This window comes from Nesterenkonia sandarakina (assembly GCF_013410215.1).
Classification (GTDB): domain Bacteria; phylum Actinomycetota; class Actinomycetes; order Actinomycetales; family Micrococcaceae; genus Nesterenkonia; species Nesterenkonia sandarakina.
The window spans coordinates 2,780,814-2,804,345 of record NZ_JACCFQ010000001.1 but is presented as its reverse complement, the minus strand read 5'-3'; the positions used below and the strand labels follow the sequence as shown (position 1 = coordinate 2,804,345).

24 protein-coding genes and 1 tRNA gene are annotated in these 23,532 nt (G+C 67.9%); 12 read left to right on the top strand and 13 right to left on the bottom strand.

The window, feature by feature from the left end:
* Positions 1-65: 65 nt before the first annotated feature.
* The 8 genes from HNR11_RS12805 (at position 66) to der (ending at position 7,847) form a co-directional block, all read left to right on the top strand.
* Positions 66-713, top strand: a complete 648-nt coding sequence (locus tag HNR11_RS12805; protein WP_179442691.1) for a trimeric intracellular cation channel family protein — start codon at positions 66-68, stop codon at positions 711-713.
* 357 nt (positions 714-1,070) lie between these two features.
* Positions 1,071-1,907 (top strand): ParA family protein, encoded by an 837-nt coding sequence (locus HNR11_RS12800; RefSeq protein ID WP_246310681.1) that lies wholly within the window; start codon positions 1,071-1,073, stop codon positions 1,905-1,907.
* Positions 1,907-2,821 (top strand): segregation and condensation protein A, encoded by a 915-nt coding sequence (locus tag HNR11_RS12795; RefSeq protein ID WP_343050678.1) that lies wholly within the window; start codon positions 1,907-1,909, stop codon positions 2,819-2,821. Before HNR11_RS12800 ends, HNR11_RS12795 begins: the two co-directional genes overlap by 1 nt.
* Positions 2,814-3,389, top strand: coding sequence for an SMC-Scp complex subunit ScpB (gene scpB / locus HNR11_RS12790; protein WP_179442690.1), 576 nt, complete (start codon positions 2,814-2,816; stop codon positions 3,387-3,389). Before HNR11_RS12795 ends, scpB begins: the two co-directional genes overlap by 8 nt.
* 40 nt (positions 3,390-3,429) lie before the next feature.
* Complete coding sequence (locus HNR11_RS12785) at positions 3,430-4,443, top strand: pseudouridine synthase (RefSeq protein ID WP_246310401.1); 1,014 nt, start codon at positions 3,430-3,432, stop codon at positions 4,441-4,443.
* Entirely contained in the window at positions 4,440-5,606 is a 1,167-nt protein-coding gene (locus HNR11_RS12780) for a prephenate dehydrogenase (RefSeq protein ID WP_179442688.1), read from the top strand. The genes HNR11_RS12785 and HNR11_RS12780 overlap by 4 nt, the downstream gene beginning before the upstream one ends.
* Positions 5,603-6,322 (top strand): (d)CMP kinase, encoded by a 720-nt coding sequence (gene cmk, locus HNR11_RS12775; protein ID WP_343050677.1) that lies wholly within the window; start codon positions 5,603-5,605, stop codon positions 6,320-6,322. Before HNR11_RS12780 ends, cmk begins: the two co-directional genes overlap by 4 nt.
* Positions 6,323-6,350: 28 nt before the next feature.
* Entirely contained in the window at positions 6,351-7,847 is a 1,497-nt protein-coding gene (gene der, locus HNR11_RS12770) for a ribosome biogenesis GTPase Der (protein WP_375139286.1), read from the top strand.
* A gap of 111 nt (positions 7,848-7,958) precedes the next feature.
* On the opposite strand, the gene HNR11_RS12765 is transcribed toward der, so the two are convergent.
* The 4 genes from HNR11_RS12765 to HNR11_RS12750 form a co-directional block, all read right to left on the bottom strand.
* The gene (locus tag HNR11_RS12765) at positions 7,959-9,269 is read right to left on the bottom strand and encodes a serine hydrolase (protein WP_179442686.1); all 1,311 of its coding nucleotides are present in this window, start codon (positions 9,267-9,269) and stop codon (positions 7,959-7,961) included.
* 140 nt (positions 9,270-9,409) lie between these two features.
* Positions 9,410-9,940, bottom strand: coding sequence for an acyl-CoA thioesterase (locus HNR11_RS12760; RefSeq protein WP_179442685.1), 531 nt, complete (start codon positions 9,938-9,940; stop codon positions 9,410-9,412).
* Positions 9,941-10,058: 118 nt separating this feature from the next.
* Positions 10,059-10,868, bottom strand: coding sequence for an ABC transporter permease (locus HNR11_RS12755; RefSeq protein WP_179442684.1), 810 nt, complete (start codon positions 10,866-10,868; stop codon positions 10,059-10,061).
* Complete coding sequence (locus HNR11_RS12750; RefSeq protein WP_179442683.1) at positions 10,865-11,869, bottom strand: ATP-binding cassette domain-containing protein; 1,005 nt, start codon at positions 11,867-11,869, stop codon at positions 10,865-10,867. Before HNR11_RS12750 ends, HNR11_RS12755 begins: the two co-directional genes overlap by 4 nt.
* 274 nt (positions 11,870-12,143) lie before the next feature.
* Between HNR11_RS12750 and HNR11_RS12745 the strand changes: the two genes are divergently transcribed.
* Both HNR11_RS12745 and HNR11_RS12740 read left to right on the top strand, forming a co-directional pair.
* Positions 12,144-13,787 carry an ABC transporter substrate-binding protein gene (locus HNR11_RS12745; protein WP_179442682.1) on the top strand — a complete coding sequence of 548 codons (1,644 nt, stop codon included), beginning with the start codon at positions 12,144-12,146 and terminating at the stop codon, positions 13,785-13,787.
* A gap of 149 nt (positions 13,788-13,936) precedes the next feature.
* On the top strand, positions 13,937-14,152 hold the full coding sequence (locus tag HNR11_RS12740; RefSeq protein ID WP_179440561.1) for a glycine zipper domain-containing protein: 216 nt from the start codon (positions 13,937-13,939) through the stop codon (positions 14,150-14,152).
* A 153-nt stretch (positions 14,153-14,305) separates the two neighbouring features.
* Here the strand turns inward: HNR11_RS12740 and HNR11_RS12735 are convergent.
* From HNR11_RS12735 to HNR11_RS12695, 9 genes are all read right to left on the bottom strand, one after another.
* Positions 14,306-14,382, bottom strand: a tRNA-Pro gene (locus HNR11_RS12735).
* 184 nt (positions 14,383-14,566) lie between these two features.
* Complete coding sequence (mgrA, locus tag HNR11_RS12730) at positions 14,567-15,604, bottom strand: L-glyceraldehyde 3-phosphate reductase (RefSeq protein ID WP_179442681.1); 1,038 nt, start codon at positions 15,602-15,604, stop codon at positions 14,567-14,569.
* 85 nt (positions 15,605-15,689) lie between these two features.
* Positions 15,690-16,808, bottom strand: coding sequence for a cysteine desulfurase family protein (locus HNR11_RS12725; RefSeq protein WP_179442680.1), 1,119 nt, complete (start codon positions 16,806-16,808; stop codon positions 15,690-15,692).
* Complete coding sequence (gene nadC / locus HNR11_RS12720; RefSeq protein ID WP_179442679.1) at positions 16,808-17,740, bottom strand: carboxylating nicotinate-nucleotide diphosphorylase; 933 nt, start codon at positions 17,738-17,740, stop codon at positions 16,808-16,810. Before nadC ends, HNR11_RS12725 begins: the two co-directional genes overlap by 1 nt.
* Before the next feature lie 9 nt (positions 17,741-17,749).
* Complete coding sequence (nadA, locus tag HNR11_RS12715; RefSeq protein WP_179442678.1) at positions 17,750-19,027, bottom strand: quinolinate synthase NadA; 1,278 nt, start codon at positions 19,025-19,027, stop codon at positions 17,750-17,752.
* Positions 19,024-19,731, bottom strand: coding sequence for an NUDIX hydrolase (locus tag HNR11_RS12710; protein WP_179442677.1), 708 nt, complete (start codon positions 19,729-19,731; stop codon positions 19,024-19,026). Before HNR11_RS12710 ends, nadA begins: the two co-directional genes overlap by 4 nt.
* Before the next feature lie 104 nt (positions 19,732-19,835).
* Complete coding sequence (locus HNR11_RS12705) at positions 19,836-21,011, bottom strand: SGNH/GDSL hydrolase family protein (protein ID WP_179442676.1); 1,176 nt, start codon at positions 21,009-21,011, stop codon at positions 19,836-19,838.
* 228 nt (positions 21,012-21,239) lie between these two features.
* Positions 21,240-21,647 (bottom strand): hypothetical protein, encoded by a 408-nt coding sequence (locus HNR11_RS12700; protein ID WP_179442675.1) that lies wholly within the window; start codon positions 21,645-21,647, stop codon positions 21,240-21,242.
* A 69-nt stretch (positions 21,648-21,716) separates the two neighbouring features.
* Positions 21,717-22,220: a GNAT family N-acetyltransferase gene (locus HNR11_RS12695; RefSeq protein ID WP_179442674.1), complete on the bottom strand. Its 504-nt coding sequence runs from the start codon at positions 22,218-22,220 to the stop codon at positions 21,717-21,719.
* A 43-nt stretch (positions 22,221-22,263) separates the two neighbouring features.
* On the opposite strand from HNR11_RS12695, the gene HNR11_RS13900 reads away from it, so the two are divergent.
* Both HNR11_RS13900 and HNR11_RS12685 read left to right on the top strand, forming a co-directional pair.
* Entirely contained in the window at positions 22,264-22,686 is a 423-nt protein-coding gene (locus HNR11_RS13900) for a hypothetical protein (protein ID WP_246310400.1), read from the top strand.
* 144 nt (positions 22,687-22,830) lie between these two features.
* Positions 22,831-23,520 carry a hypothetical protein gene (locus HNR11_RS12685; protein WP_179442673.1) on the top strand — a complete coding sequence of 230 codons (690 nt, stop codon included), beginning with the start codon at positions 22,831-22,833 and terminating at the stop codon, positions 23,518-23,520.
* Positions 23,521-23,532 lie beyond the last annotated feature (12 nt).

Below are 23,532 nucleotides of genomic sequence, written 5' to 3'. Positions count from 1 at the left end.
GTCGCGCTCGAGCGCCACGGACCTGTCACGCGCAGCCGCCTCACCGGCTGGCGCAGGGGGAAAGTATGGACCTCGCGCTGTTGGCTGTGGAGCTGCTGGGCACCTTCGCCTTCGCCGTCTCCGGTGCGCTGCTGGCTGCTCGCAAGGGATTCGACGTGGTCGGCTCGCTGCTGCTGGCCTCCATGGCGGGCCTGGGCGGGGGCGTGACCCGAGACATCATCATCGGAGAAGGCACCCCGGCCGCGTTCTCGCAGCCGATCTACCTGGCCCCGGTGCTGGTGGCGGTGGTCCTGGTGCTCACCGGGCTGCTCCATGAGACCCGACTCCGGCGGACGCTGCTGGTCTTCGACGCCGTGGGACTCTCGCTGTTCTGCCTCACCGGCACAGTGATCGCGTATAACGCCGGGCTCAATGAGATCGCCTGCGTGCTGCTCGGGGTCACCACCGCCGTGGGTGGCGGGGCGATGCGCGACGTGGTGGCCAACGAGACCCCACAGATCTTCAACCCGCGCGGTGTGTATGCGGTGCCGGCGATGTTCGGTGCCGGGCTGATGGTCATTGTGCTCAGCTACGAGCTGCCGCTGATCTGGGCCGGCCTGGTGGTCTCCAGCCTGGTCTTCGCTCTGCGCATGATCTCGCTCAAGCGGGGCTGGCGGGTGCCGCTGGCCGGGCGCCGGTCCGGCCGCCCCGCTACCGGCGACGGCGAGACCTGAGTCCGCAAACCGGTGCGCGTGACTCCGCAAACGGGTGCGCCTGTGGCCCGGATCGGGTGCGTCTGAGTCCCGGATTGGGTGCGTCTGAGTCCCGAAGCGGGGTGTCTGAACGGTTCAACGGCGCGGCCGTCGCCCACCCGCCCCGTGCCGGGACGAACCTTCGAGTGCTACTTGGCCTGCGCATCTTGCCTCGATGATCACACGGGGTAACCTGGATAAGTTGCTGTCCGCAGGAGGAAGTTGAGGAATCACGTGATCGAGCCGGGTGCCCGGATGGGCGAAACGCCTGACCGGGAAGGCAGCGAGTCGAGCAGCGAGCAGCCGACCGAACTCTTCACCATCTACGGCGACGCGATCATGGGCCCCACGGGCCGACCCAAGCATGAGTTCGCCGATCCGGCTCCGCTGAGCAGCCACGGCCCCGCTCGCGTGATCGCCATGGTCAACCAGAAGGGCGGAGTGGGCAAGACCACCTCCGCGATCAACCTCGGCGCCGCTCTCGCCGAATACGGCCGCCGCGTGCTGATGGTGGACTTCGACCCGCAAGGTGCGCTCTCCGCGGGATTCGGCACCAGCCCCCATGAGCTGGAGACCACCGTCTACAACGTGCTCATGGAGCGCGAGGTCACGACCCGCGACGCGATCGTCTCCACCCATGTGGAGAACGTCGATCTGCTCCCCGCCAACATCGACCTCTCCGCCGCAGAGGTCCAGCTGGTCAACGAGGTGGCCCGGGAGCAGGTCCTGGACCGCGCGCTGCGCCAGGTCCGCAACGACTACGACGTCATCATCATCGACTGCCAGCCCTCGCTGGGGCTGCTCACGGTCAACGCCCTGACCGCGGCGCACGGCGTGGTGATCCCGCTGGAGGCGGAGTACTTCGCGCTGCGCGCCGTCGCGCTGCTGGTGGACACCATCGAGAAGGTCCAGGACCGGCTGAACCCGGACCTGGAGATCGACGGCGTGGTGGTCACCATGGTGGACCTGCGCACCCTGCATGCCCGCGAGGTGATCGCCAGGATCGTCGAGGCCTTCGGTGAGAAGGTCTTCGAGACGGTGATCAAACGCTCCGTGAAGTTCCCCGACGCCACCGTCGCCGCCGAACCGATCACCGCCTACGCCCGCAAGCACGAGGGCGCCAAGGCCTACCGGCAGCTGGCCCGTGAGCTGATCCTCCGAGGTGGTTCGCCCTAGTGGCGGACCCGGCAGCAGGCGCCGCGGCGCTCATCGATGCCGAAGCAGCCGCGAGCCCGGAGGCCGCCGCGGCAGACGCCGGGCCCGAGGCCAGCGCCACCGGGTTCACGGTCTCCCTGGAGAACTTCGACGGACCCTTCGACCTGCTGCTCGGGCTGATCGCCAAGCGCGAGATGGACGTCACCGCAGTCGCGATCTCCGCGGTCACCGATGAGTTCATCAGCTACGTGCGGGGACTCTCACATCACCAGGCGCTGGATGAGTCCTCGAACTTCATCCTGGTGGCGGCCACCTTATTGGACCTCAAGGCCGCCCAGCTGCTGCCCGGCGGGGAGGTCGAGGCCGAGGAGGACATCGCCGCCCTGGAGGCCCGCGACCTGCTCTTCGCAAGGCTGCTTCAATACCGGGCGTTCAAGCACATCGCCGGACATCTCGCCGAGCAGATCCAGACCCACTCGGACCGGTTCCCGCGCCAGCCCGGCAGCCACCCGGAACTGACCCGGCTGCTTCCGGAGCTGGTCTTCAAGACCACCCCGGAGGATCTGAAGGTCATCGCCGAGCATGCCTTCGCCCGGCCGGAGATGGAACCGGACCACATCCGGTTCGAGCATCTTCACTCCCACGCGGTGGACATCCGAGCTGAGATGGCGGTCATGACCGCCCTGCTGCGCGAGGCCGGCGAACTGCGCTTCACCGAGCTGATCCGTGAGGCCGAGAGCCGGCTCGTCGTCGTCGTCCGGTTCCTGGGTCTGCTGGAGCTCTACCGCGACCGCGACGTCAGCTTCGAGCAGGAGACGCCGCTGGGGGAGCTGCGCGTGATCTGGTCCGGGCCCGCCACCGGAAGCATCGCGGCGCTGGATCGTGCCGCGGCGGAATGGGCAGAGCCAGAGAAGGAGAACCCGGAGAATGGCTGAGCCGATCAGCGAGGACCTGCTCGCCGCCGCCGAGGCGGTGCTGATGATCACCGAGGAGCCGGTCTCCGCGGTGGAACTCGCACAGGTGCTCGAGGTCCCCGAACACCAGGTCATCGCGGTGCTCGACGCGCTGCGACTGGACATCGACGGGATCAGCGAAGGATCCCGGCGTCGCGGCTATGAGCTGCGCGAGATCGCCGGAGGCTACCGCTACTACTCGCGGGCCGACTACGCCGAGCAGGTCTCCGCCTTCGTCCTGGGCGGGGCCACCACCCGGCTCTCCCAGGCCGCGCTGGAGACTCTGGCGGTGATCGCCTACCGGCAGCCGGTGGCACGTTCCCAGGTGGCCGCGATCCGCGGCGTCAACGTCGATTCGGTGGTGCGCACCCTGGTCACCCGCGGTCTGGTGGACACCGCCGGCACGGATCCGCTCACCGGCGCGACGCTGTATGTGACCACCGCTGACCTGCTGGAACGGCTCGGGATCAACTCCGTGCAGGAGCTTCCGCAGCTCTCCCCGCACCTGCCGGGGATCGAGGCAGCAGGGGAGCTCGAGGGCGAAAGCTGAGTGGCGTCCCGGATTGGACACTCCCCATAGAATGGAGACCATGAAATCTTCGGGCCCAGACCGCCGCGCGCGCGAGGCGCAGCGGCGCGAGCCGCGTGCCGCCACCGCAGCCCGCACCCCGAAGGCCGGTCAGACCGGGGGACCGTTCTCCTCCGAGGACCCGCAGCGGATGATCTCCACCGGTCCTCGCCGCGCCAAGCCGCGCCGCGATGAGGCCGAGGAGAACTTCGCAGAGGTCCACGACCCCGAGGGCGTGCGGCTGCAGAAGGTCCTCGCCCAGGCCGGGGTCGCCTCCCGCCGGGTCTGCGAGGCGCTGATCTCCGAAGGCCGGGTCGCCGTGGACGGCAAGGTCATCATCGAACCCGGCATCCGGGTGCAGCCCGAGAAGGTCGCCATCCACGTGGACGGCGTGCGGATCCAGCTCAGCGTGGAACACCAGTATGTGATGTTCAACAAGCCCGCGGGCGTGGTCACCACGATGTCGGATCCCCACGGCCGCCCCTGCATCAATGACTACCTCACCGAGGAGATGAAGGCCGCCCGGCTCTTCCACGTCGGCCGGCTCGACGCCGAGACCGAAGGCCTGCTGCTGCTCACCAACGACGGCGAGCTGGCCAACAGGCTCACCCACCCCTCCTACGAGGTGCCCAAGACCTATGTGGTCGAGGTCGCCGGGCCGGTGTTCAAAGAGGTCGGCAAGAAGCTGCGCGCCGGGATCGACCTCGAGGACGGGCCGATCGCGGTGGATGACTACCGGCAGCTGGGCAGCGACGGCCGGCGCACCATGATCCAGGTGACCCTGCACTCCGGGCGCAACCGGATCGTGCGCCGGATCTTCGACCACGTCGGCCATCCGGTGCTGCGCCTGGTGCGCACCGCCCTGGGCGAGATCACCATCGGAGACCAGCAGCAGGGCACCGTGCGCCCGCTGGGCCGGCTCGAGCTGGGCCACCTGCTCGAGCTGACCAGCGGCGATGTGCCCGGCAGCTCCGGCAACGGCGCCCGCCACGGTGATGTCGGCGGCTCCCGCCCGAGCGAGGGCGGTCCGCGATGAACCTGCTCGCCGCCACCCCGGCCAGCGTGCGCCAGACCCCGACCGTGCTGATCCGCGGCACCGGTCTGCTCGGGGCCAGCATCGGGCTGGGTCTGCGCGCCGATGGGCACCAGGTGCTGCTCTCCGACCCCTCACCCACCGCCCAGGCCATCGCCGCAGACATCGGTGCCGGCACCTTGCTCGAGCGCACCTCCGCGCAGACCACCCCGGAGATCGTCATCGTCGCCGCGCCCCCGGAGGCCACCGCCGGGGAGGTCGCGGCCGCCCTGGTGCGTTTCCCCGAGGCCGTGGTGCTCGACATCGCCTCCACCAAGGCCGAGATCCTGAACCACCTGCTGCTCCTGACCCAGGACGAGGACGCCGCGCTCACCCGTGCCGACCTGACCCGCTACGTGGGCACCCACCCGATGGCGGGCCGCGAGAAGTCCGGGCCGGTGGCCGCGCGCGGTGAGCTCTTCACCTCCATGCCCTGGGTGATCTGTCCTGCGACGGACCCCAGCTCCGGGGACCAGCTCTCCGCCCCGGCGGCCGTGGAATGGGCCGAGGAGATCGGACGTCGACTCGGGGCGACCGTGCACCGGATGGATCCGGTGCGACACGATGAGTCGGTGGCGCTGATCTCGCACCTGCCGCAGATCGCCGCCTCACTGGTGGCCTCGCGGCTCCAGGACGCCCCGGTCTCCGCGCTGGCGCTGGCCGGCAACGGACTGCGCGACGTCACCCGGATCGCCGCCTCGGACCCGGGGCTCTGGGTGCAGATCCTCTCCTCCAACGCGCGCCCGGTGGTGGAGATCCTCTACGGGCTGCGCGAGGACATGGAACGGCTGATCGGTACGCTGGAGGACCCGCGTGCCGCCGGTGGTCAGGCCGACATCGCGCAGCTGATCGCCGAGGGCAACTCCGGGGTCACCCGGGTGCCTGGCAAGCACGGCGCCCCGCCGCAGTCCTTCGCGGTGCTCACCGTGATCGTCGACGATAAGCCAGGCCAGATCGCGGCTGTGCTCAACGATGTGGCCAGCATCGGGGTCAACGTGGAAGACCTGCGCATGGAACACTCCGCCGGCCACCAGGTCGGCATGGTGGAGCTCTCGGTGCTCCCCGGACGGCGAGACGAGCTCGCCGAAGCCATGACCGAACTTGGATGGAAGGTAGTGCTCTCGTGAGTCAAGAACAGCGCCTGATCATCGCGGTGGATGGACCCTCTGGGTCCGGAAAGTCCAGCGTCTGCCGCGCCGTGGCTCGACAGCTCGGCGCCGCCTATCTGGACACCGGGGCGATGTACCGCGCCGCCACCTGGTACTGCCTGGCCCAGGGGGTGGACCTCGACGACGAGCAGGCCGTGGCCGTCGCCGTGGAGGAGGTGCCGCTGACCATCTCCACCGACCCCGAGCACCAGGTCATCACCGTGGGACAGAGCGACGTCACCGCCGCGATCCGGGAGACCCGGATCTCGGAGCGGGTCTCCGAGATCGCGACCAACCGGCCTGCCCGGGCGCTGCTGATCGCCGCCCAGCGTCGGATCATCGACGACGCCGGCTTCATCGTCGCCGAGGGCCGCGACATCACCACCGTGGTGGCCCCCGACGCGCAGGTGCGCGTGCTGCTCACCGCCTCCGCCGAGGCCCGGCTGCGCCGCCGCGGCCTCCAGCTGGGCGGCGCCGAGACCGCCGAGGCGCTGCGCCGCCAGGTGATCGACCGCGACACCCGCGACTCCACCGCATCGAACTTCACCGAGGCAGCCGACGGCGTCGCCGTGCTGGACTCCTCGGACCTGACCTTTCAGGAGACCATCGACGCGCTGATCCAGCGTGTGGAGCAGGTCTCCGATGAACCCCTCTCGATCCCATCTGCAGGAGCATCCCGTGGCGAATCACGCTGAGAACAATCCCTCCGACTCCCCGGAATACATTCCGAGCGTGGAGGACGATCGCCTGGCCGAACGTCTGGCCTCGATCACCGAGGAGGAGGCCGAGGCGCGTGCCGCGGCGCTGCGCGCCGGGCTCTCCGACTACGAGCTGGCCGAAGAGGACGCCGCCGTCCTGGAGTTCGACGAGGACGATGAGGACTACGAGCCCTACGTCGCGGCTCCACCGGCGCTGGCCGTGATCGGTCGCCCCAACGTGGGCAAGTCCACGCTGGTCAACCGGATCACCCGCTCCAAGGAGGCCGTGGTCGAAGACGTGCCCGGGGTGACCCGGGACCGGGTCTCCTACGAGGCGGAATGGAACGGCAAGGACTTCACCCTGGTCGACACCGGTGGCTGGGAGCAGGACGCCCGCGGCATGCACAAGCGGGTGGCCGAACAGGCCGAGATGGCCGTGGACGAGGCCGACGCGGTGATCTTCGTCGTCGACGGACTGGTCGGGGCCACCGCCGTGGACGAGGCAGTGGTGCGGATGCTGCGGCGCAAGAAGAAGCCGGTGCTGCTGGTGGCGAACAAGGTCGATGCCCCGGCGCATATGAGCGAGGTCTACGGTCTGTGGAACCTCGGGCTCGGGGAGCCCTACCCGGTCTCCGCGCTGCACGGCACCGGAACCGGTGACCTGCTCGACGCCGCGGTGAAGGCGCTGCCGGAGTTCGCCGAGCACGGCGGCATGATCCCGGCTGGCGGACCCCGCCGGGTGGCACTGGTGGGACGGCCCAATGTGGGTAAGTCCTCGCTGCTGAACAAGCTGGCCGGATCCGAGCGTGTGGTCGTGGACTCCGTGGCCGGCACCACCATGGACCCCGTGGATGAGTTCATCGAGCTCGGCGGGGAGACCTGGCGCTTCGTGGACACCGCAGGCATCCGACGTCGCCAGCACATGGCTTCGGGCTCCGAGTACTACGCGATGCTGCGCACCCAGCGGGCGCTGGACAAGGCCGAGGTCGCCGTGGTCCTGCTTTCAGTGGAGGAGCCGGTCTCGGAACAGGATGTGCGCATCATCCAGATGGCGGTGGACTCCGGGCGGGCCCTGGTCGTGGCGTATAACAAGTGGGACCTGATGGATGAGGAGCGCCGCTACTACCTGGAGCGCGAAGTCACCCGAGACCTGGCGCACATCTCCTGGGCCCCGCGGGTCAACGTCTCCGCGCTGACCGGTTGGCACAAGGACAAGCTCGCCCCTGCCCTGGACACCGCGCTGACCAGCTGGGGACGGCGGATCTCCACCGGTCGGCTCAACGCGTTCCTCGGCGAGCTCGTGGCGGCCCACCCGCACCCGGTCCGCGGCGGCAAGCAGCCGCGGATCCTCTTCGCCACCCAGCCCTCCACCAAGCCCCCGCGCTTCGTGCTCTTCACCACCGGGTTCCTGGACCCGGGCTACCGGCGCTACATCACGCGTCGGCTGCGTGAGACCTTCGACTTCACCGGCTCCCCGATCGAGGTCTCCATGCGGGTGCGCGAGAAGCGCAAGCGCAAGTAAGCCGCAGCGGCTCACCCGGGCGGGCCGGACTGGTCCGGCACGCCCGGCGGTCCGGCACGGCCCGGGCCTGCCCGTTCCGGGTCGCAGCGCTGGTCATGCTTCGTTGGCAGTTCAGTACAGGGCGGCCTCGATGTCGCGAGTGATGGCGCTGATCGCGTTCCAGTCTGAGCCCTCGGACATGATGCTCAGCACGTAGGTGCCCTGCGGGTGCCGCACGATCGCGGTGTCATTGAGGTAGCCGTCGATGAAGCCGACCTTGTTCAGCACCGAGCCGGCGCTTCCCGCGCCGATGCCCTCGCGGAAGATGTTGGACTCCAGGGCGCCGAGCAGACGCGAGCGGCTCTCCGGGCTTAGGTTCAGCGCACCAGACTCCAGAGCGGTCATGAACGCGGTGAGGTCATTGGCGGAGGTGCGCGCGTAGGCCGGGATGAAGTCCGTGGCCGGGCCGCCGGTCTCGGCGGCGATATCGCGCAGCCCCTCCCAGCCGATCTCCCCACGGAAGACGTCTGCGCAAGGGTTGTCGCTGACCGAGATCATCTCGTTCAGGCAGGTGGCGCGATCGCGTCCGCCGTCGATCGGGTCGTCCCAGTCCATCTCTGAAGATTCGACCCGGCTGAGGATCCCGTAGGCGACGAAGACCTTATAGGTGCTGGCGCTGACCCGGGATTCGGCACCCGCCGCGGAACCTGTCCGGGCCTGACCGCCGAGCTCCGCGACGCTGATCGAGATGTCCCCGGGATGGTGCTCGGCGAGCTGCTCCAGGTAATGGTCGAGGTTCCCGGCGAAGACGGGAGCGTCCGAGGGGGTCTCGGGCCGCGTCTGCTCGGGCTCCTGCGGAGCCGGCTCCTCAGCGACCGGGGCGTCCGGGGCGGGGGTGTCCTCGGTGGGCGCTTCGGCTTCGGAATCCTCCTCGCGCTCTGCGGCTGCTTCCTCCTCGGCCTGGGCCGCTTCCTCGGCGGCCTGGTCTTCAAGGCGCTGCCGATCGAGCTCGGCCTCCGCCTCGGCATGCTCCCGCTCGAGTCGTTCCTCTTCGGCGGCGAGCTGCGCCAGATGTTCCTGGTGGGCGGCTTCCAGCGCGGAGGCGCCTTCGGCCACCGCCTCACGCTGGGTCTCCCGGACGCTGCGCACCTCCGCCGCCAGGGCAGGCAGGGGCGCGACGGCGTCGTCCTCGCCGGGTCCACCGGTGTCCTGTTCTGCCGCACCCTGTTCCCGCTCAGCTGGTATGGCCTGGCCGTTGTTCGTCGCGAAGGCGGGCGCAGCGTGGGACTCGCCGCTGCCCACCGGGGCGGGATGGAAGACGGCAGGGCTGCACGCGGTCATCAGCAGCGCGGCAGTCGCAAGCCCCAGGACTCGGAACGCGTGCTTGCGTCGAGGGGGCGTGCCTGCCGAGCCGCGAGGGGGAAGGTGTTCGCGGGGAAGCATGGGGTAGATCGTAACCAGGCATTGCCATCTGATCTGGGATTTCCGTGGTCAGGCTCAGGTCACGATTGGGCAAACCGTCGTGGAACGTGGTCCCTGCGCACAGGATCTGCGCCTCGGAGCCGGAGCCCGGTCGCCTCGGGTCAGGCCCCGCGGAAGGGAGACTGACCCTGGTGCGCCGCCGCCTGTTCGCGCTGCTGGGTGCTCAGCCGCAGCAGTCGGTGGGCCTCGGTGTCGAAGAAGGCCAGCTGCGTCTCGGCGATCACGCAGCGGGTTCCGTCCACGCCGTCGCGGATCTCGTATGCCAGGGTCAGACCGGCGCCCTTGAGCTGGGTCACCCAGACATCGATCTGCGCCGGGACATCGCGGTACTCGAGGCTCGCGAGGTAGCGCACCCGATGTTCGATCACCAGCGCCTGGGCGTGGCGGGGCAGCTCGTTGAACAGCGGAGCCAAGGGTTCCCCGACGGGGCTGCCGGTATGCGCCGGGGCCCCGAAGGCCCGGATTCGGGCCTCTTCGAGCAGGCGCAGCACCTCGACGTTGTTGATATGCCCGTAGGCGTCCATATCACCCCAGCGCAGCGGCACCTGGGTCCGCAGCCGCACACCGCTCGGGTCAGCCCGGGCGCCGGCGGGTTCCGGAGGTGCGTTGGTGGTCAGCGGAGACTCGGCCATGCAGACCAGCCTAACCGAGCGTTTTACCGGAGGTTATGTGGTCTACCGGGCTCTCGGCAGCGCCGGTGAACCACGGAGCCGCCGGTAAAACGCGAGTGGGGGAGGGGGGGCGCAGGGCTCAGCCCCGGGAGACGCGACCGCGAAGCGCCCCGAAGGCCAGCGTGAAGCTCAGCGTCCCGACGATCGCGATCGCCAGCAGCCCGGGCCAGAGATCCGCCCAGATCCAGCCCTCGGAGAGCAGGGAGCGCAGCGTGGCGAGCAGATAGGTGATCGGGTTGTAGTCCGCGATCGCGGCCAGCCACCCGGTCAGTGCCTCCAGCGGGAGGAAGGACGTGGTCAGGAAGGCGAAGGGGAAGAACAGCAGGAACGAGGAGTTCACCGCAGCGGGGCTTCCGGTGCGCAGCGCGATGGCGTAGGGGAAACCGGTGAAGGCCAGGCCCCAGAGCCCGCCGATGAGCACGAAGGCCAGGGCGCCGGTGAGTCCCGTGGCGAACTCGACCCCGACCAGGAAGCCGAGGATCAGCACCGGCACGCACAGCGCCATCACCAGGACCAGGTCGGCGACCATGAGCCCCAGCAGCAGTGCCGAGCGGCTCATCGGTGTCAGCAGCAGCCGGTCGAAGTAGCCGCTGCTGATGTCGTTGACCAGATCGCTGGCCCGGGACACGCCGGTGACCGCGAAGACGATCGCCACCGGCAGCTGGAAGGCCCGGAAGTCAGCCACCCCGATGCCCTCGGCTACCGATTCCAGGGCTCCGATGTTCACCACGAAGAAGAACAGCGGGATGATCAGCGCCGGGATGACCGCGGCGGGGTCCCTCGGAATCGCGCGCAAGGCCCGGTGCGCGACGGAGGTGAGATCGCGCAGGAACCCGGCGCTCTTGGGTTCGATCCGGGCCGGCGCGGTCGTCGTCGTGGAGGAGGTCACTGCAGCTCCTTGGTGCTCTGCGGGGCGGAGGCGCTGGCCATGAACGCGCTGGGGTCGGAGATGTGCTCACCGGTCACGGAGAGGAAGACGTCATCGAGCGAGGGTCGGCGCAGTGAGAGCTCGATGACCTCGACATCGGGAGCCTGGGCCAGCGCGACCGCAATCGGGCTGATGGACGAGGGGCCGTCGGAGACGCTCAAGGTCAGCGAGGGGCCGTTGGTCTCAATACGTTCCACCAGCTCCAGAGACTCCAGCGCCCGCGCCGCGGTGGCTGGGTCCCCGGCGACGGAGACGACGACGACGTCGGTGCCGATGGTCCGCTTGAGCTGGGCCGGCGTGCCCTCAGCCACCAGTCGGCCCTTATTGATGATGCCGACGCGGTTCGCCAGCTCATCGGCCTCCTCGAGGTATTGGGTGGTCAGGAACACGGTCATGCCGAGCTCCTGGTTCAGCCGCCCCACCTCCTGCCAGACCTTCGCCCGGCTCACCGGATCCAAACCGGTGGTGGGTTCATCCAGGAAGAGGACCTCAGGGTCGTGGACCAGCGCCAGCGCAAGATCCAGACGTCGCTTCATCCCGCCGGAGTAGGTGCCGATGCGTCGGTCCAGCGCGGCCCCGATGTCTACCAGCTCGGTCAGCTGGTCCACTCGAGCCTTGGTGGCCTTCGCGGAGAGGCCGTAGAAGCGTCCCTGCAGGGCAAGCATCTCGGAGCCGGTCTGCTTATCGTCCAGAGCGGCCTCCTGGAGGGCGACCCCGGCGCGCAGCCGGACCTCACCGGGCTGGGACTCGACGTCGTAGCCTGCCACGGTGGCGTGACCAGACGACGGTGTGAGCAGAGTGCACAGGATCCGGGTCAGCGTGGACTTCCCGGCGCCGTTGGGTCCGAGGAAGCCGTAGATCTCCCCGGCCTTGACCTCAAGACTCACGCCGTCCACGGCGGAAAGGTCTCCGAAGCGGCGCACCACCGTGTCGGCCCTGATAGCCATCTCATTCGAGGCCATGCCTGTTCCCTTCGGGATTCGACGCTGCGGGTGCCGGGTGTCGAAGCATGGGCTCGGCACGGAGTCTCGCGCTGGGACAAGGATAGAAGCGCCGGTGAGTGCGGGCAATACTCCTTTGGCTTCAGCCTTTCATGCAGGTCACAAGCCGACGCTGAGACCGCCAGGCAGAATTGCCGCTTGAAATTGTTGCACGGTATGACCCTATACTGAGTGTGATCTGTATCACCAAGATACAAATTCGCATCAGCTGTATGAGGGAAAAGGCGTGCAGACTATGACACAGCAGAAGAGAAGCCCATGGTCCCGATCAGGCGTGGTGGGGTTGCTGGCAGCAGGGTCGCTGCTGGCCACCAGCTGCGGCGGGGGCGATGCCGGGGAGGACGACGGGGCTGACGCCGCCGATCGCAACGCGGCGGCCATGGAGGACTTTGCGGTCGGAGACAGCTTCGTGGCCACCGAGCCGCTGGAGCTCTCCGTGCTCTACCGCAACAACCCAGACCACGGGTTGGACCAGGACTGGATGTTCTTCGACCACCTGGAGGAGAACCACAACGTGTCGCTGTCCATCGTGGACGCGCCGCTGAGCGACTTCGAGCAGCGCCGCTCCCTGGTCATCGGGGCTGGGGACATGCCGGACTTCGTTCCGGTGACCTATCCCGGTCAGGAGGTGCCATATATCTCCGGAGGCGCCCTCCTGCCGGTCAGTGACTACTTGGAACACATGCCGCACTTCACCGAGAAGCTCGACGCCTGGGATCTGCGGGAGGACTACGAGGCGCTTTACCAGGAGGACGGCAAGGCCTACATCCTGCCGGGACTGCTGGAGGATCCCTTCCAGCACTTCTCCCTGGTGGTCCGGGGCGATATCTGGGACGAGATGGGCTTCGAGGAGCCCGAGACCTGGGAAGAGTTCGCCGATCAGCTGCGTGAGGTCAAGGAGGAATACCCGGATGCGGTCCCGTACTCGGACCGCTGGGAGCTGCAGAGCACCTTGAACTTCGCCTCGGCGAACTTCAACACCGTCGCCGGCTGGGGCTATGGCGACGGCATCTACTTCGACCATGAGGCCGAGGAGTTCATCTACGCCGGGGCCTCGGAGGAGTACCGCGAACTCCTGGAGTTCTTTGCCGGGCTCCTCGACGAGGGACTGATGGACTCTGAGACGTTGACCCAGGATGATCGCACCGCGGAGCAGAAGTTCTCCGCCGGGAGCTCGCTGGCCACCGCCGGAAACGACGAGTCCACCCAGATCTACACCCGCGGCTTCGAGGAGCTGGGTACCGAAGGCGCCGAGGCGCGGCTGATTCCCATTCCTGGCGGTGAGGACGGAGACTTCGTGCACAGCGGGGCCCGTTTCGACAGTGGACTCGCCATCTCCTCCTCGGTCGCCGAAGATGATGACTTCCTGGCCAAGCTGCAGTTCATCGACTGGCTGTACTACTCGGACGAGGGCCTGGAGTTCGCCACCTGGGGTGTGGAGGGCGAGACCTACACGGTCGGCGAGAACGGCGAGCGGGAGTTGGATCCCAACATCGATCTCAACAGCCTGAACCCGGAGGCAGAGGAGCACCTGGTGCGTGACTACGGCTTCTCGAACCAGCCGTTCCTGCACGCCGTGGGCTCCACAACTGACCTGGTCCACTCCACCTTCCGCCCGCACGTGGTGGAGTGGCAGGAGAAGATGCACGACAAGGAGGAGCTGCCGGTGACGCCGCCGTATCCGTTCACGGATCTGGAGCTGGAGCAGGCGGGTCTGCTGCAGACCACGCTGACCGACCACGTGCAGACGGCGTCGGCACAGTTCATCCTGGGGCAGCGGTCCTTCGATGACTGGGATGCCTACGTCGCGGAGCTGGAGAACCTGAACATGCAGCAGCTCGTGGACCTGGCGAACGACGCCTACGAACGCGCGCAGTGACCTCGCGTTCTACCGGGGTCTGCGTGAATCACCTGGCCAACGGTCTGGCCGGTAGCTCACAAAGGCCCCGGTAGAACAAGTCACTCGTCAAGCCACGCCACCACTTCTCGACCAGCCCAGGCATACCGCAGGCATCGTAGGCTGGCGTGATGGGGGAAGGCAAAGAATCGAACAAACTTGTCTTTGGCATGGTCCAAGGAATGATGATCGGCATGTCTGTCGGTCTGATCTTCTTCGACAATTTGGCGCTAGGCATCGGCATAGGAATGGCCTTCGGGGTCGCCTTCGGTGCCAAAGCTGACGCCAAGGGCAAGCGTGACGGAGGGACTGACCCCGAGGACGATGCGGAGCCGACCAAGGACTAGCTCATATCCCGCGGGGGAGGCCCGGTATCGCGGGAAAAGGTCTTGGGGGCAGATCGCTGACTCCACTCGGGGCCATTCGCCGCGGGGATCACAACATGAAGAAAGGCCCTGAACCGTGGGTTCAGGGCCTTTCCGATGTACTGAGACATCACATGGTCGGGCTAGCGGGATTTGAACCCACGACCTTCCGTCCCCCAGACGGACGCGCTACCAAGCTGCGCTATAGCCCGAAATCCTTCCAGCAAACTCGCCGGAAGCACCAGGAAAGTCTACCGCATGATCCGGCTGAAGCGCGCATCGGCCGCTGCGACCAGCATGGCATCGACCCCGCCTCAGGTGTCTGACCTGCACCAGCCGAACTTCCCGGTGGGGTGCGGACGGATCCACACCTCACCGGAGCAGGGCCCGGGGCAATCAGCCCTTGGTGCTCTTCCGCGCCGAGCCCCAGATGTCGATCCCGCCGTCGACGGCGTGCTCATCGATCGCGTCCAGCTCTTCCTTGGAGAAGGAGCGCTGGTCCAGGGCAGCCAGGTTGGACTTCAGCTGCTCGGGCCGGCTGGCGCCGATCACCAGCGAGCTCACCCGGTCATCGCGCAGCGCCCAGGCCAGCGCCATCTGCGCCAGGCTCTGCCCGCGGTTCGAGGCGATCTCATTGAGCGAACGGATGTGTCCCAGATTCTCCTCGGTGAGGAAATCGTCCCGGAAGGAGCCCTTCGTCGCTGCACGCGAATCCGAGGGAACCCCGTTGAGGTACTTATCGGTCAGCATGCCCTGGGCCAGGGCGCTGAAGCCGATGACCCCGACTCCGAGCTCGTCGACCGCGTCGAGCAGGCCCTCGGTCTCGATCCAGCGGTTGAGCATCGAGTAGGAGGGCTGGTGGATCAGCAGCGGGGTGCCGAGATCCTTCAGGATCGCGGCGGCCTTGATCGTGTCCTCGGCCGAGTAGGAGGAGATCCCGGCGTAGAGCGCCTTGCCGGAGCGGACCGCGGCGTCCAGAGCGGACATGGTCTCCTCCAGCGGAGTGTCCGCGTCGGGACGGTGTGAGTAGAAGATGTCCACATGGTCCAGGCCCATCCGGCTCAGCGACTGGTCCAGGCTGGAGAGCAGGTGCTTGCGGCTGCCGGTCGGCCCGCCGTAGGGCCCGGGCCACATGGTCCAGCCGGCCTTGGTGGAGATGATCAGCTCATCGCGCAGCCCAGCGAAGTCCTCGCGCAGGATCCGTCCGAAGTTGATCTCGGCCGAGCCTGGGGGAGGCCCGTAGTTGTTCGCCAGATCGAAGTGGGTGATCCCATGGTCGAAGGCCATGTGGATGATCTCGCGCTGGTTCTGAAGGGCGAAGTCGTCACCGAAGTTGTGCCAGAGGCCCAGCGAGAGCGGGGGCAGCACCAGGCCGGAGCGGCCCACACGGCGGTACTCCGCGTTCTCATAACGGTCTTCTGCGGGAACGTACATGGTGGCTCCTGAAGTTCGCGGTGTCAGTGTTTCCAAGTCTTGGTCAGGCCTGCCGGTCAAGACACCGGGCAGGCCCCTGATCACCTTACGCCTGCGGAGCAGGTCCTACCCCCGGCAGCGCTGCTGCGGCGCGAACCAGATCCTGCGAGGTTACAGAGTCCCCGAAGCTGAACCGCACGGCGCTCTGGGCGACCTCTTCCGAATACCCCATGGCGGTCAGGGCGGGACTCGGCTCACTCGAACCGGCGGCGCAGGCCGATCCGGAGGAACAGAAGATCCCCTGCCGCTCCAAATCCAGCAGCACCGACTCTCCGCTGCGCCCGGGCAGCACGAAGGAGGCGTGCCCGGCCAGCCGACGGGTCCGGTGCCCGGTCAGCTGCGCGCCGGGCACCCGGCTCAGCACCGCGTCGATGAATTCATCGCGCCGCCGCGCCAGGTCGGCGACGTCGGTCTGGGTGGCGAGGCGCAGCGCCGTCGCCATGCCGACGGCTCCGGCGACGTTCTCGGTCCCCGAGCGCAGATCCCGCTGCTGGCCGCCGCCATGGATGAGCGGTTCGAAAGGCGTCCGACGGCGCAGGTAGAGCACCCCGGTGCCTTTGGGGGTGCCCAGCTTATGCCCGGCAAGGCTCATCGCGCTGACCCCGAGGGCCTGCACATCCAGGGACAAGGTCCCGGCGGCCTGGACCGCGTCGGTGTGGAACGGGACCCGATGCTCGGCACAGATTGCCGCCAATGTCTGGATGTCCTGGACCGTGCCGACCTCGTTGTTCGCGTAGTGGATGGAGACCACGGTGGTGTCCGGGCGCAGCGCCGCGGCCAGTGCGGCCGGAGTCACGACGCCGTCGCGGTCCCCCGGGATGGTCTCCACCTCGTAGCCCAGCCGTCCCAGCCAGGCGGCCGACTCACTGACCGCTGGGTGCTCCAGGGCTGAGATCAGCACGTGGCGGCCCCGGGGTTCGGCGAGCGCGATGCCCTTGAGCGCGGCGTTGTCGGATTCGGTCCCACCGGAGGTGAAGATGATCTCGGTGGGGCGGGCGTTGAGGTGCCGGGCGATCTCGGCGCGGGCGGTCTCCAGCGCACGGGAGGCCGCGGCTCCGGGTTCGTGCACGCTGGAGGGGTTCGCGTATCCGGTCAGGTGCGGCCACATCGCCTCCAGCACCTCGCGCCGGACCGGCGCTGCGGCGGACTCGTCCAGGTAGAGCATCAGGCCGAGGTCCCCGGCCGGTTCACGTCCGTGCTCTGGCTCAGGTTCATCTGCTGGCCGAGGTTCGCGCCCAGTCCCAGGTTCATATCCAGCCCCAGGTCAAGGGCGCGCGCCCCGTGGGTCAGCGCGCCCACGCTGATCAGGTCCACCCCGGTGCTGGCGATCCCCGTGATGGTCTCCAGGCTCACCCCGCCGGAGGCCTCCACCAGGGCCGCACCGTCGATGAGCTCCACGCCGCGGCGCAGGTCCTCGAGGCTGAAGTTATCCAGCATGATGGTGTCCGCCCCACCGGCGAGCACCGGGGCGATCTGCTCGATCCGGTCCACCTCCACCTCGATATGCGTGGTGTGCGGCAGGCGCTCGCGGGCGGTGCGGATCGCCTGGGTGAGCGCCTCCGGGGAGTCGCCCAGGACCGCAAGGTGGTTGTCCTTGGCCATCACCGCATCGGAGAGTGAGAACCGGTGATTGTGCCCGCCCCCGCAGCGCACCGCGTAGCGTTCCAGCGCGCGCAGCCCCGGGGTGGTCTTGCGGGTATCGGTGACCCGGACCCCGGTGCCGGCCACGGCCGCGACGTACTGGCTGGTCAGTGTGGCGACCCCGGAGAGCCGCTGGATCAGGTTCAGCGCCACCCGTTCCGCCCCGAGGATCGCTCGGGCGGGGCCCTGCACGCTGGCCAGAACATTCCCAGGGGCGAACCGTGCGCCGTCGTCGGTGTGCAGACTCACGACGACGCCGGGGTCCACCGCGGCGAAGGTGCGGGCGAAGACCTCGCCACCGGCCAGGACGCCGGGCTCCCGCGCCACGAGCTGGGCGTGCGCGGTGGCGTCGGCGGAGAGGAACGCGGTGCTGGTGAGATCCCCGAAGGGCATGTCCTCAGCCAGGGCCAGGGTGATCACCGCGTCGATCGCGCGGGCGGAGAGTTGAGCGTCCACAGGGTCCCTTCAGGCTTTGGGCTTCGCGGCGAGCATCCGGTCCAGTGCGACCTTCGCGTGCACCGAGACCTCGGGCTCCACACTGACCTGGTTGTGCACTTCTCCGGCCACCAGCTCCTCCAGCACCCAGGCGAGGTAGCCCGGATGGATCCGGTACATGGTGGAACACGGACAGATCACCGGATCCAGGCAGAAGATGGTCCGGTCCGGGAACTGCGCGGCGAGCCGATTGACCATGTTGATCTCAGTGCCGACCCCGATGCGGTCCCCCGGGGCGCAGGCGGCGATGAACTTCTGGATCGCATCGGTGGACCCGGCGGCGTCGGCGGCATCGACCACCGGCATCGGACATTCCGGGTGCACGATGATCTTCACCCCCGGATCAGCCGCGCGGGCCTGGCTGATCTGGTCCACGGTGAAGCGCCGGTGCACCGAGCAGAAGCCGTGCCAGAGCAGGACCTTGGCCTCGCGCAGCTGCTCCGCGGTGTTCCCGCCCAGGGCCTTGCGCGGATTCCACAGCGGCATCTGCTCCAGCGGCACGCCCATCGCCTTGGCGGTATTGCGGCCCAGATGCTGATCGGGGAAGAAGAGCACCCGGTGGGCGCGCTCAAAGGCCCACTCCAGCACGGTGGAGGCGTTGGAGGAGGTGCAGACGATCCCGCCGTGGCGGCCGCAGAACGCCTTCAGCGCCGCCGAGGAGTTCATATAGGTCACCGGCAGGATCGACAGCTTGCCCTCGGCGTCCGGGAGCGTGTTCTCCGGATCCACGCCGTAGGTCTCGCAGATCTCCTCCCAGGCGGTCTCCACCGAGGACTCATCGGCCATGTCCGCCATGGAACACCCGGCCGCAAGGTTGGGCAGGATCACCGCCTGTTCCGGGGCGGAGAGGATGTCGGCGGTCTCGGCCATGAAATGGACCCCGCAGAACACGATGGTCTTCGCCTCCGGCTTGCTCAGCGCGGCGTTGGCCAGCTGGAAGGAGTCGCCCACGAAGTCGGCATGCGCGATGACCTCGTCACGCTGGTAGAAGTGGCCCAGGATGACCAGCTCTTCGCCGAGCGTGGCCTTCGCGGCGAGGATTCGCTCCTGCAGCTCCGGCTCCGGCATCAGCTGGTAGCGCTCGGGCAGCTGACCGGGTCTCGAGACCGGGTCCGGGAGGCGATCTGCCTGGGAGGATCCAGGCCCGTAGCCCGGCACGGTGTCGAAGTCCCAGGGCCCGGCGGCGAGCTTGGTGTTGCAGCTGTCCTTCGGGGACAGGGTGATCAGGTCATGGACCGAGGCGGTCATGGTGTCTCCTGGATGGTGAGGGTGTAGCGGGTGCGGTCGGAGTTGGAGCGGTAGAGCCGCGGCGGGCGGTGCGCGGTGCCGGTCATGCGCTCGCCGGTGTCCTCCACGGAGCGTTGCGCCAGGATCTGGCGGCGGAAGTTGGAGGGGTCCAGGGCCCGGTTGAGGATCGCCTCATAGACTCGGCGCAGCTCCGCCAGGGGGAACTGTTCCGGCAGGAAGGCGTGGGCGATGGGGGAGTAGGTGACCTTCGCGCGCAGCCGGTCCAGCGCGTAGGCCAGGATCACACCATGGTCGAAGGCCAGCACGCCGGCCTCCTCGGCGATGTCGTCGGCGGGGAACCACTCCAGGTTCTCGCCCTCCACCGCGTCGGTGTCCTCGTCCTGACGCACCAGGGCCCAATAGACGATGGACACCACCCGGGTGCTGGAGGGGGAGCGGTCCACGTTGCCGAAGGCATAGAGCTGCTCCATGTGCCGCGGAGCCAGCCCGGTGGTCTCCAACAGTGTGGCGCGGGCGGAGCTGACCAGGTCCTGCTCGGGTTCCAGCGGCCCGCCGGGCAGCGCCCACTGTCCCAGAAAAGGCTCCCGGATCCGACGCACCAGAGGCAGCCAGAGGGTGAGCTCACCGGTGTCCGGGTGCGGGCGCAGCGCGAAGACCACCGTGCTCACGGCGAGCTCGGTCTGCAGGTTCGACGGCGCGGCCATGGCAGGGACTCCTTAAGGTGACAGTGACACTATGGTCCAGGTCATATGGTCACGTCAACCTGAAGGGCCCCAGTTGATCCTCTCTGGAGTTGTGTTCCGTGCGCTCAGTCAGCGAGTCCGGCTTGGACCTCCTCGAGGAAGCCGGGAGTCTCGGTGAGCTGGCGCGCGAACTTCGCAGCGCCCTGGGGTGCCAGGTGGATGGCGTCCCGGCTGTCGCCGTCTCCCCACCAGTCCCCGAACTCATCCACGGCGAACAGCGGGACCTCGTGCGGGGTGGTCAGAGCCTGTGCCGCGTCCTGACGGCGCGCGTCGTAGTCTCGCCCGGCCTCCTCCAGGTTCGCCTGGTGGACCGGCGTGTAGGGGATCTCGAAGGCAAGCACGGTGACCCCGTGGCCGCGCAGCAGCTCAGCGGCCTCGCCGAAGTCGGCGACAGCTTCATCGTGCACCGTCGGGAAGCCGGGGAATCCCCGCTCCATCCGGGTATCGCTGATCTGCCGGGCCTCGGCCGCACTAACCCCCGGGTGGATCATGAAACCATCCGAACGCAGCTGGCTGCCTTCCTTGATCCGCAGGCTGGTCTGCGCCGGCTGGCCCTCCTGAGCCCGTACCACCTGGTCCCCGCCGGTGCGGAATCGAAACAGCGGATCGGCGACGTCGCGCTCGCACCTCGCGGTGTCGGCCTCGCCCCAGTCCTCGCTGCCGGGCCGCTCACATCCCTCCACCAGCGAAGAGAACGGAGACTTCGCGCCCTCTGAGGTGTAGAAGTCGTCATCCTCGGCCGCGCGGGTCGAGATGCCCATCAGCGCGACGGAGGCCAGATCCTCGAGGCTGACCACGTAGTGCGCGAGCAGGAGATTCATGCCCCACCGGGCCCTGCTGCTGGCCCCGTTGAAGGCAGTGACCTCCTCACCAGCGGCTTCCGAGAGGAGATTCCCCAGTTCGGCGGGGTCGAGGCCCTGCTGAGTCATGGAGTCACCGAAGATGATCACATCGGGCGCGGGATCGGCGACGCGCAGAGCATTGGTCATCGTCTCAAACGCACCGCCGTGGGCCGGCGCCAGAGGGAGCAGATCCCTGGCCGTCCAGTCCTCCAGCTGCTCAGGCGTCACATCCTGAGTCAAAGCTTGGTTGAACGTCACGGTGGGGAAGCTGTCTTCATCTGTGGAGGATGACGCGCCGTAATCTGCGCCCGGGCCGTCCTCCTCGGCGGCGCCGCTCTCACACGCCGAGAGCAGCAGGATCAGGGCGGTGCCCAGGAAAGCGGCTCGAGGACCGGTCATGGGCACACAGTAGCAAGCACCTGACCGGCCACCTAGGTCTGCCTCTGTAGGTGCGCCGGCGGAAAGCGCGGCGCGGGTTCGTTGCTTGGTTCTACGAGCCGGGGGCATCGGCGCGTTCTACGTGCCCGGACCATCGGCGCGGAAGACTTCCCGGAGCGCTTTGCCAGGCGCGCCCGATGGGCGGGGTGGCAGGGTCTCCCCGTTCGTATGCCTGCGGTGAGTCTCGGCCTAGCCTCTGGTGACGAAGACGTTGTATGAGACCTGGATGGCTCCTTCGGGGAGTTCGGCGCTGTCCGGGCGAACACGGTAGTCCCACCCGTCGCCGTTGCTGACACTCACCTCATCACCCGTCGAACAGCCGGTGACCCACCTGTCGTCGTCTGGATAGACGACCAGGCATGTTCCCCCGACGTTCGCCCCAAGGCCGAGCCACAGCTCCGAGTCCTCGTGTTCTCCCACCCATCGAACGGATTCAGGATCAAGGTCATGGTCATGGATCGCGTCTGGAAGAGGCTTCTCGCTGGTGGCATCTTCCGTCAGATCTGAGTACCTCTCTGTGGGTTCTGAGCATCCAGATGTGCCGATGAGTGCGGTGAGGGCAATGGTCAGAGCAGGGAGCTGATGACGGAATTCCACGGTGCAACTATCGCATATAAGAAACGGTTTTCGACAGATCCTGCGGCCGCACCGCCGTCGGTCACCCCCTCAGAGCCGCATGCTGTACACGGCCCGCACCGGGATGGGTCCGGCTAGGTCATCCGCGACACGGTGCATCCCGAGCTTCTGAGCGACCCGTTCAGAGGCGCGATTCTCCGGGTGCAAGATCGCCACCAGCTCGGTCTCAGGGGTGTGGTCCCGGGCGAAGGCCCGACAGGCGAGCGCAGCCTCGGTGGCGTAGCCCCGGTTCTGCCGCTCTGCTCGGACCCGGAAACCGACCTCAAGCTTGGGGACCCCGTTCACGGACTGCCAGGTGAGCCCGCAGTCGCCGAGGAATTCACCCTCGAGCGTCTCGATGATCCACAGGCCATAGCCGTGCTCGGCATAGCGCTGCTGGTTCCGCTGGATCCACGCCTCAGCCTCTGCCCGGGACTTCGGCGCCGGGTAGTAGTGCATCACCACCGGGTCACCGAGCATCGCAGCCATATCCTCCAGGTCAGCCTCGGTCATGGGACGGAACCTGAGTCGCGCGGTGTGCGGTGGAATGCTCATGGGAGCAAGAATAGGCGGAGCGTCGGCAAAGGAGAGACTGGACATGGTGCTACCTGGATGGCTCGCCGACGGCGCCGCCAAGCTGATGCAGCGGGCTCCCCACGGCCCTCGGATCCCTGCAGAGATCTCCTTCACCGAGCTGCCTGCCACCACCGAGGAGATCACCGTCCCCACCCGCCATGGACCGCCGAACCGGAACGGCCCTGGGACGGGAGCAGACTGGCTCTCGGGGGTCAGTCTGCAGGTGGCGCACTGGCCGCGGCAGCGGCCCGGCTGGCCTTCGAAGCGCGAGGAGGCTGGAAGATACGCCCAGCGGCTGCGTGCGGCGGATGCCCTGATCGAGCACCTCGATCTCCGGGGAGTGGGCCACGCGTTCAACATGGGCGGCGCCGGCCCCGACGTCGTGGAGCCGGTGTACGAAAAGATCGTCGAATCAACCCGTCTTGTGTTCGACTCAGCGAGGTAGTCTCGCGCCATGAAGATCGCTTCCCGGGGAGTCACCGCGTCACCCAGCAAAAGGTCCTTTCTGATACCACGACAGAGCGTCGCCTTCGCTGCCGCCGTCGCCCTAGTGACCACCGGGTGCGCAGTCGCCCCTGAAACCACCGTCGTGGAGAGTTCAGGTGAGAAGCGGACTGTCTACTGGGAGGACCACCCCGGGGACGCTTCCACGGATGACGAAGACGTCCTAGCCGCACCGACGCCGGAAGAGGTCGAGGAGCGTCAGAGCCAGCTCTTCGACGATCTCGGGAAGATGCTCCGCGAGGACTATGGACTCGTCTGGGGCCCTCGCGGGGAGTCCGGATGGTACGACTTCCCTGGTAATGGCTACGGCGGTGAGTCTCTTCTGGCCACCTACAACTCTGCGGCCTGGACGGCCGAGGACGTGCCCGAGGGTCCCGACGCCTGGCGGGAGCTGCTCCACGCCGTGGACGCGGTGCTCATCGAACATGAGCTTGGCGGCCTGGTTCTCTTCCACGAGTCTTCGTTGTACGCGGAGGACGAAGCGTGGCAGGGGGAGGAGTTCGAGAGGTTGGGCACCAACGATCCCGACCAGTTCTGGGAGTGGACTGCCGAGTCCTCGAACGGCTCCCAATGGGTGTCGGTGGTCCTCACCGACGCCAGCAAGGATCCGAGCGGCGAAGCGGCCGAGTCGCTGCGAGAGATCGACTGGCCGGAGCGGTCGGTCCAGATCGACTACGGAGTCACGACGGTGCGTCAGGGTCAACGGGAAGAGTTCCAGCGGGCAGTGCAACCCTTCGACGGTCTGGCGAAGCCCGCAGGCACCCACTCGGACTGAACCTGAGGAGGC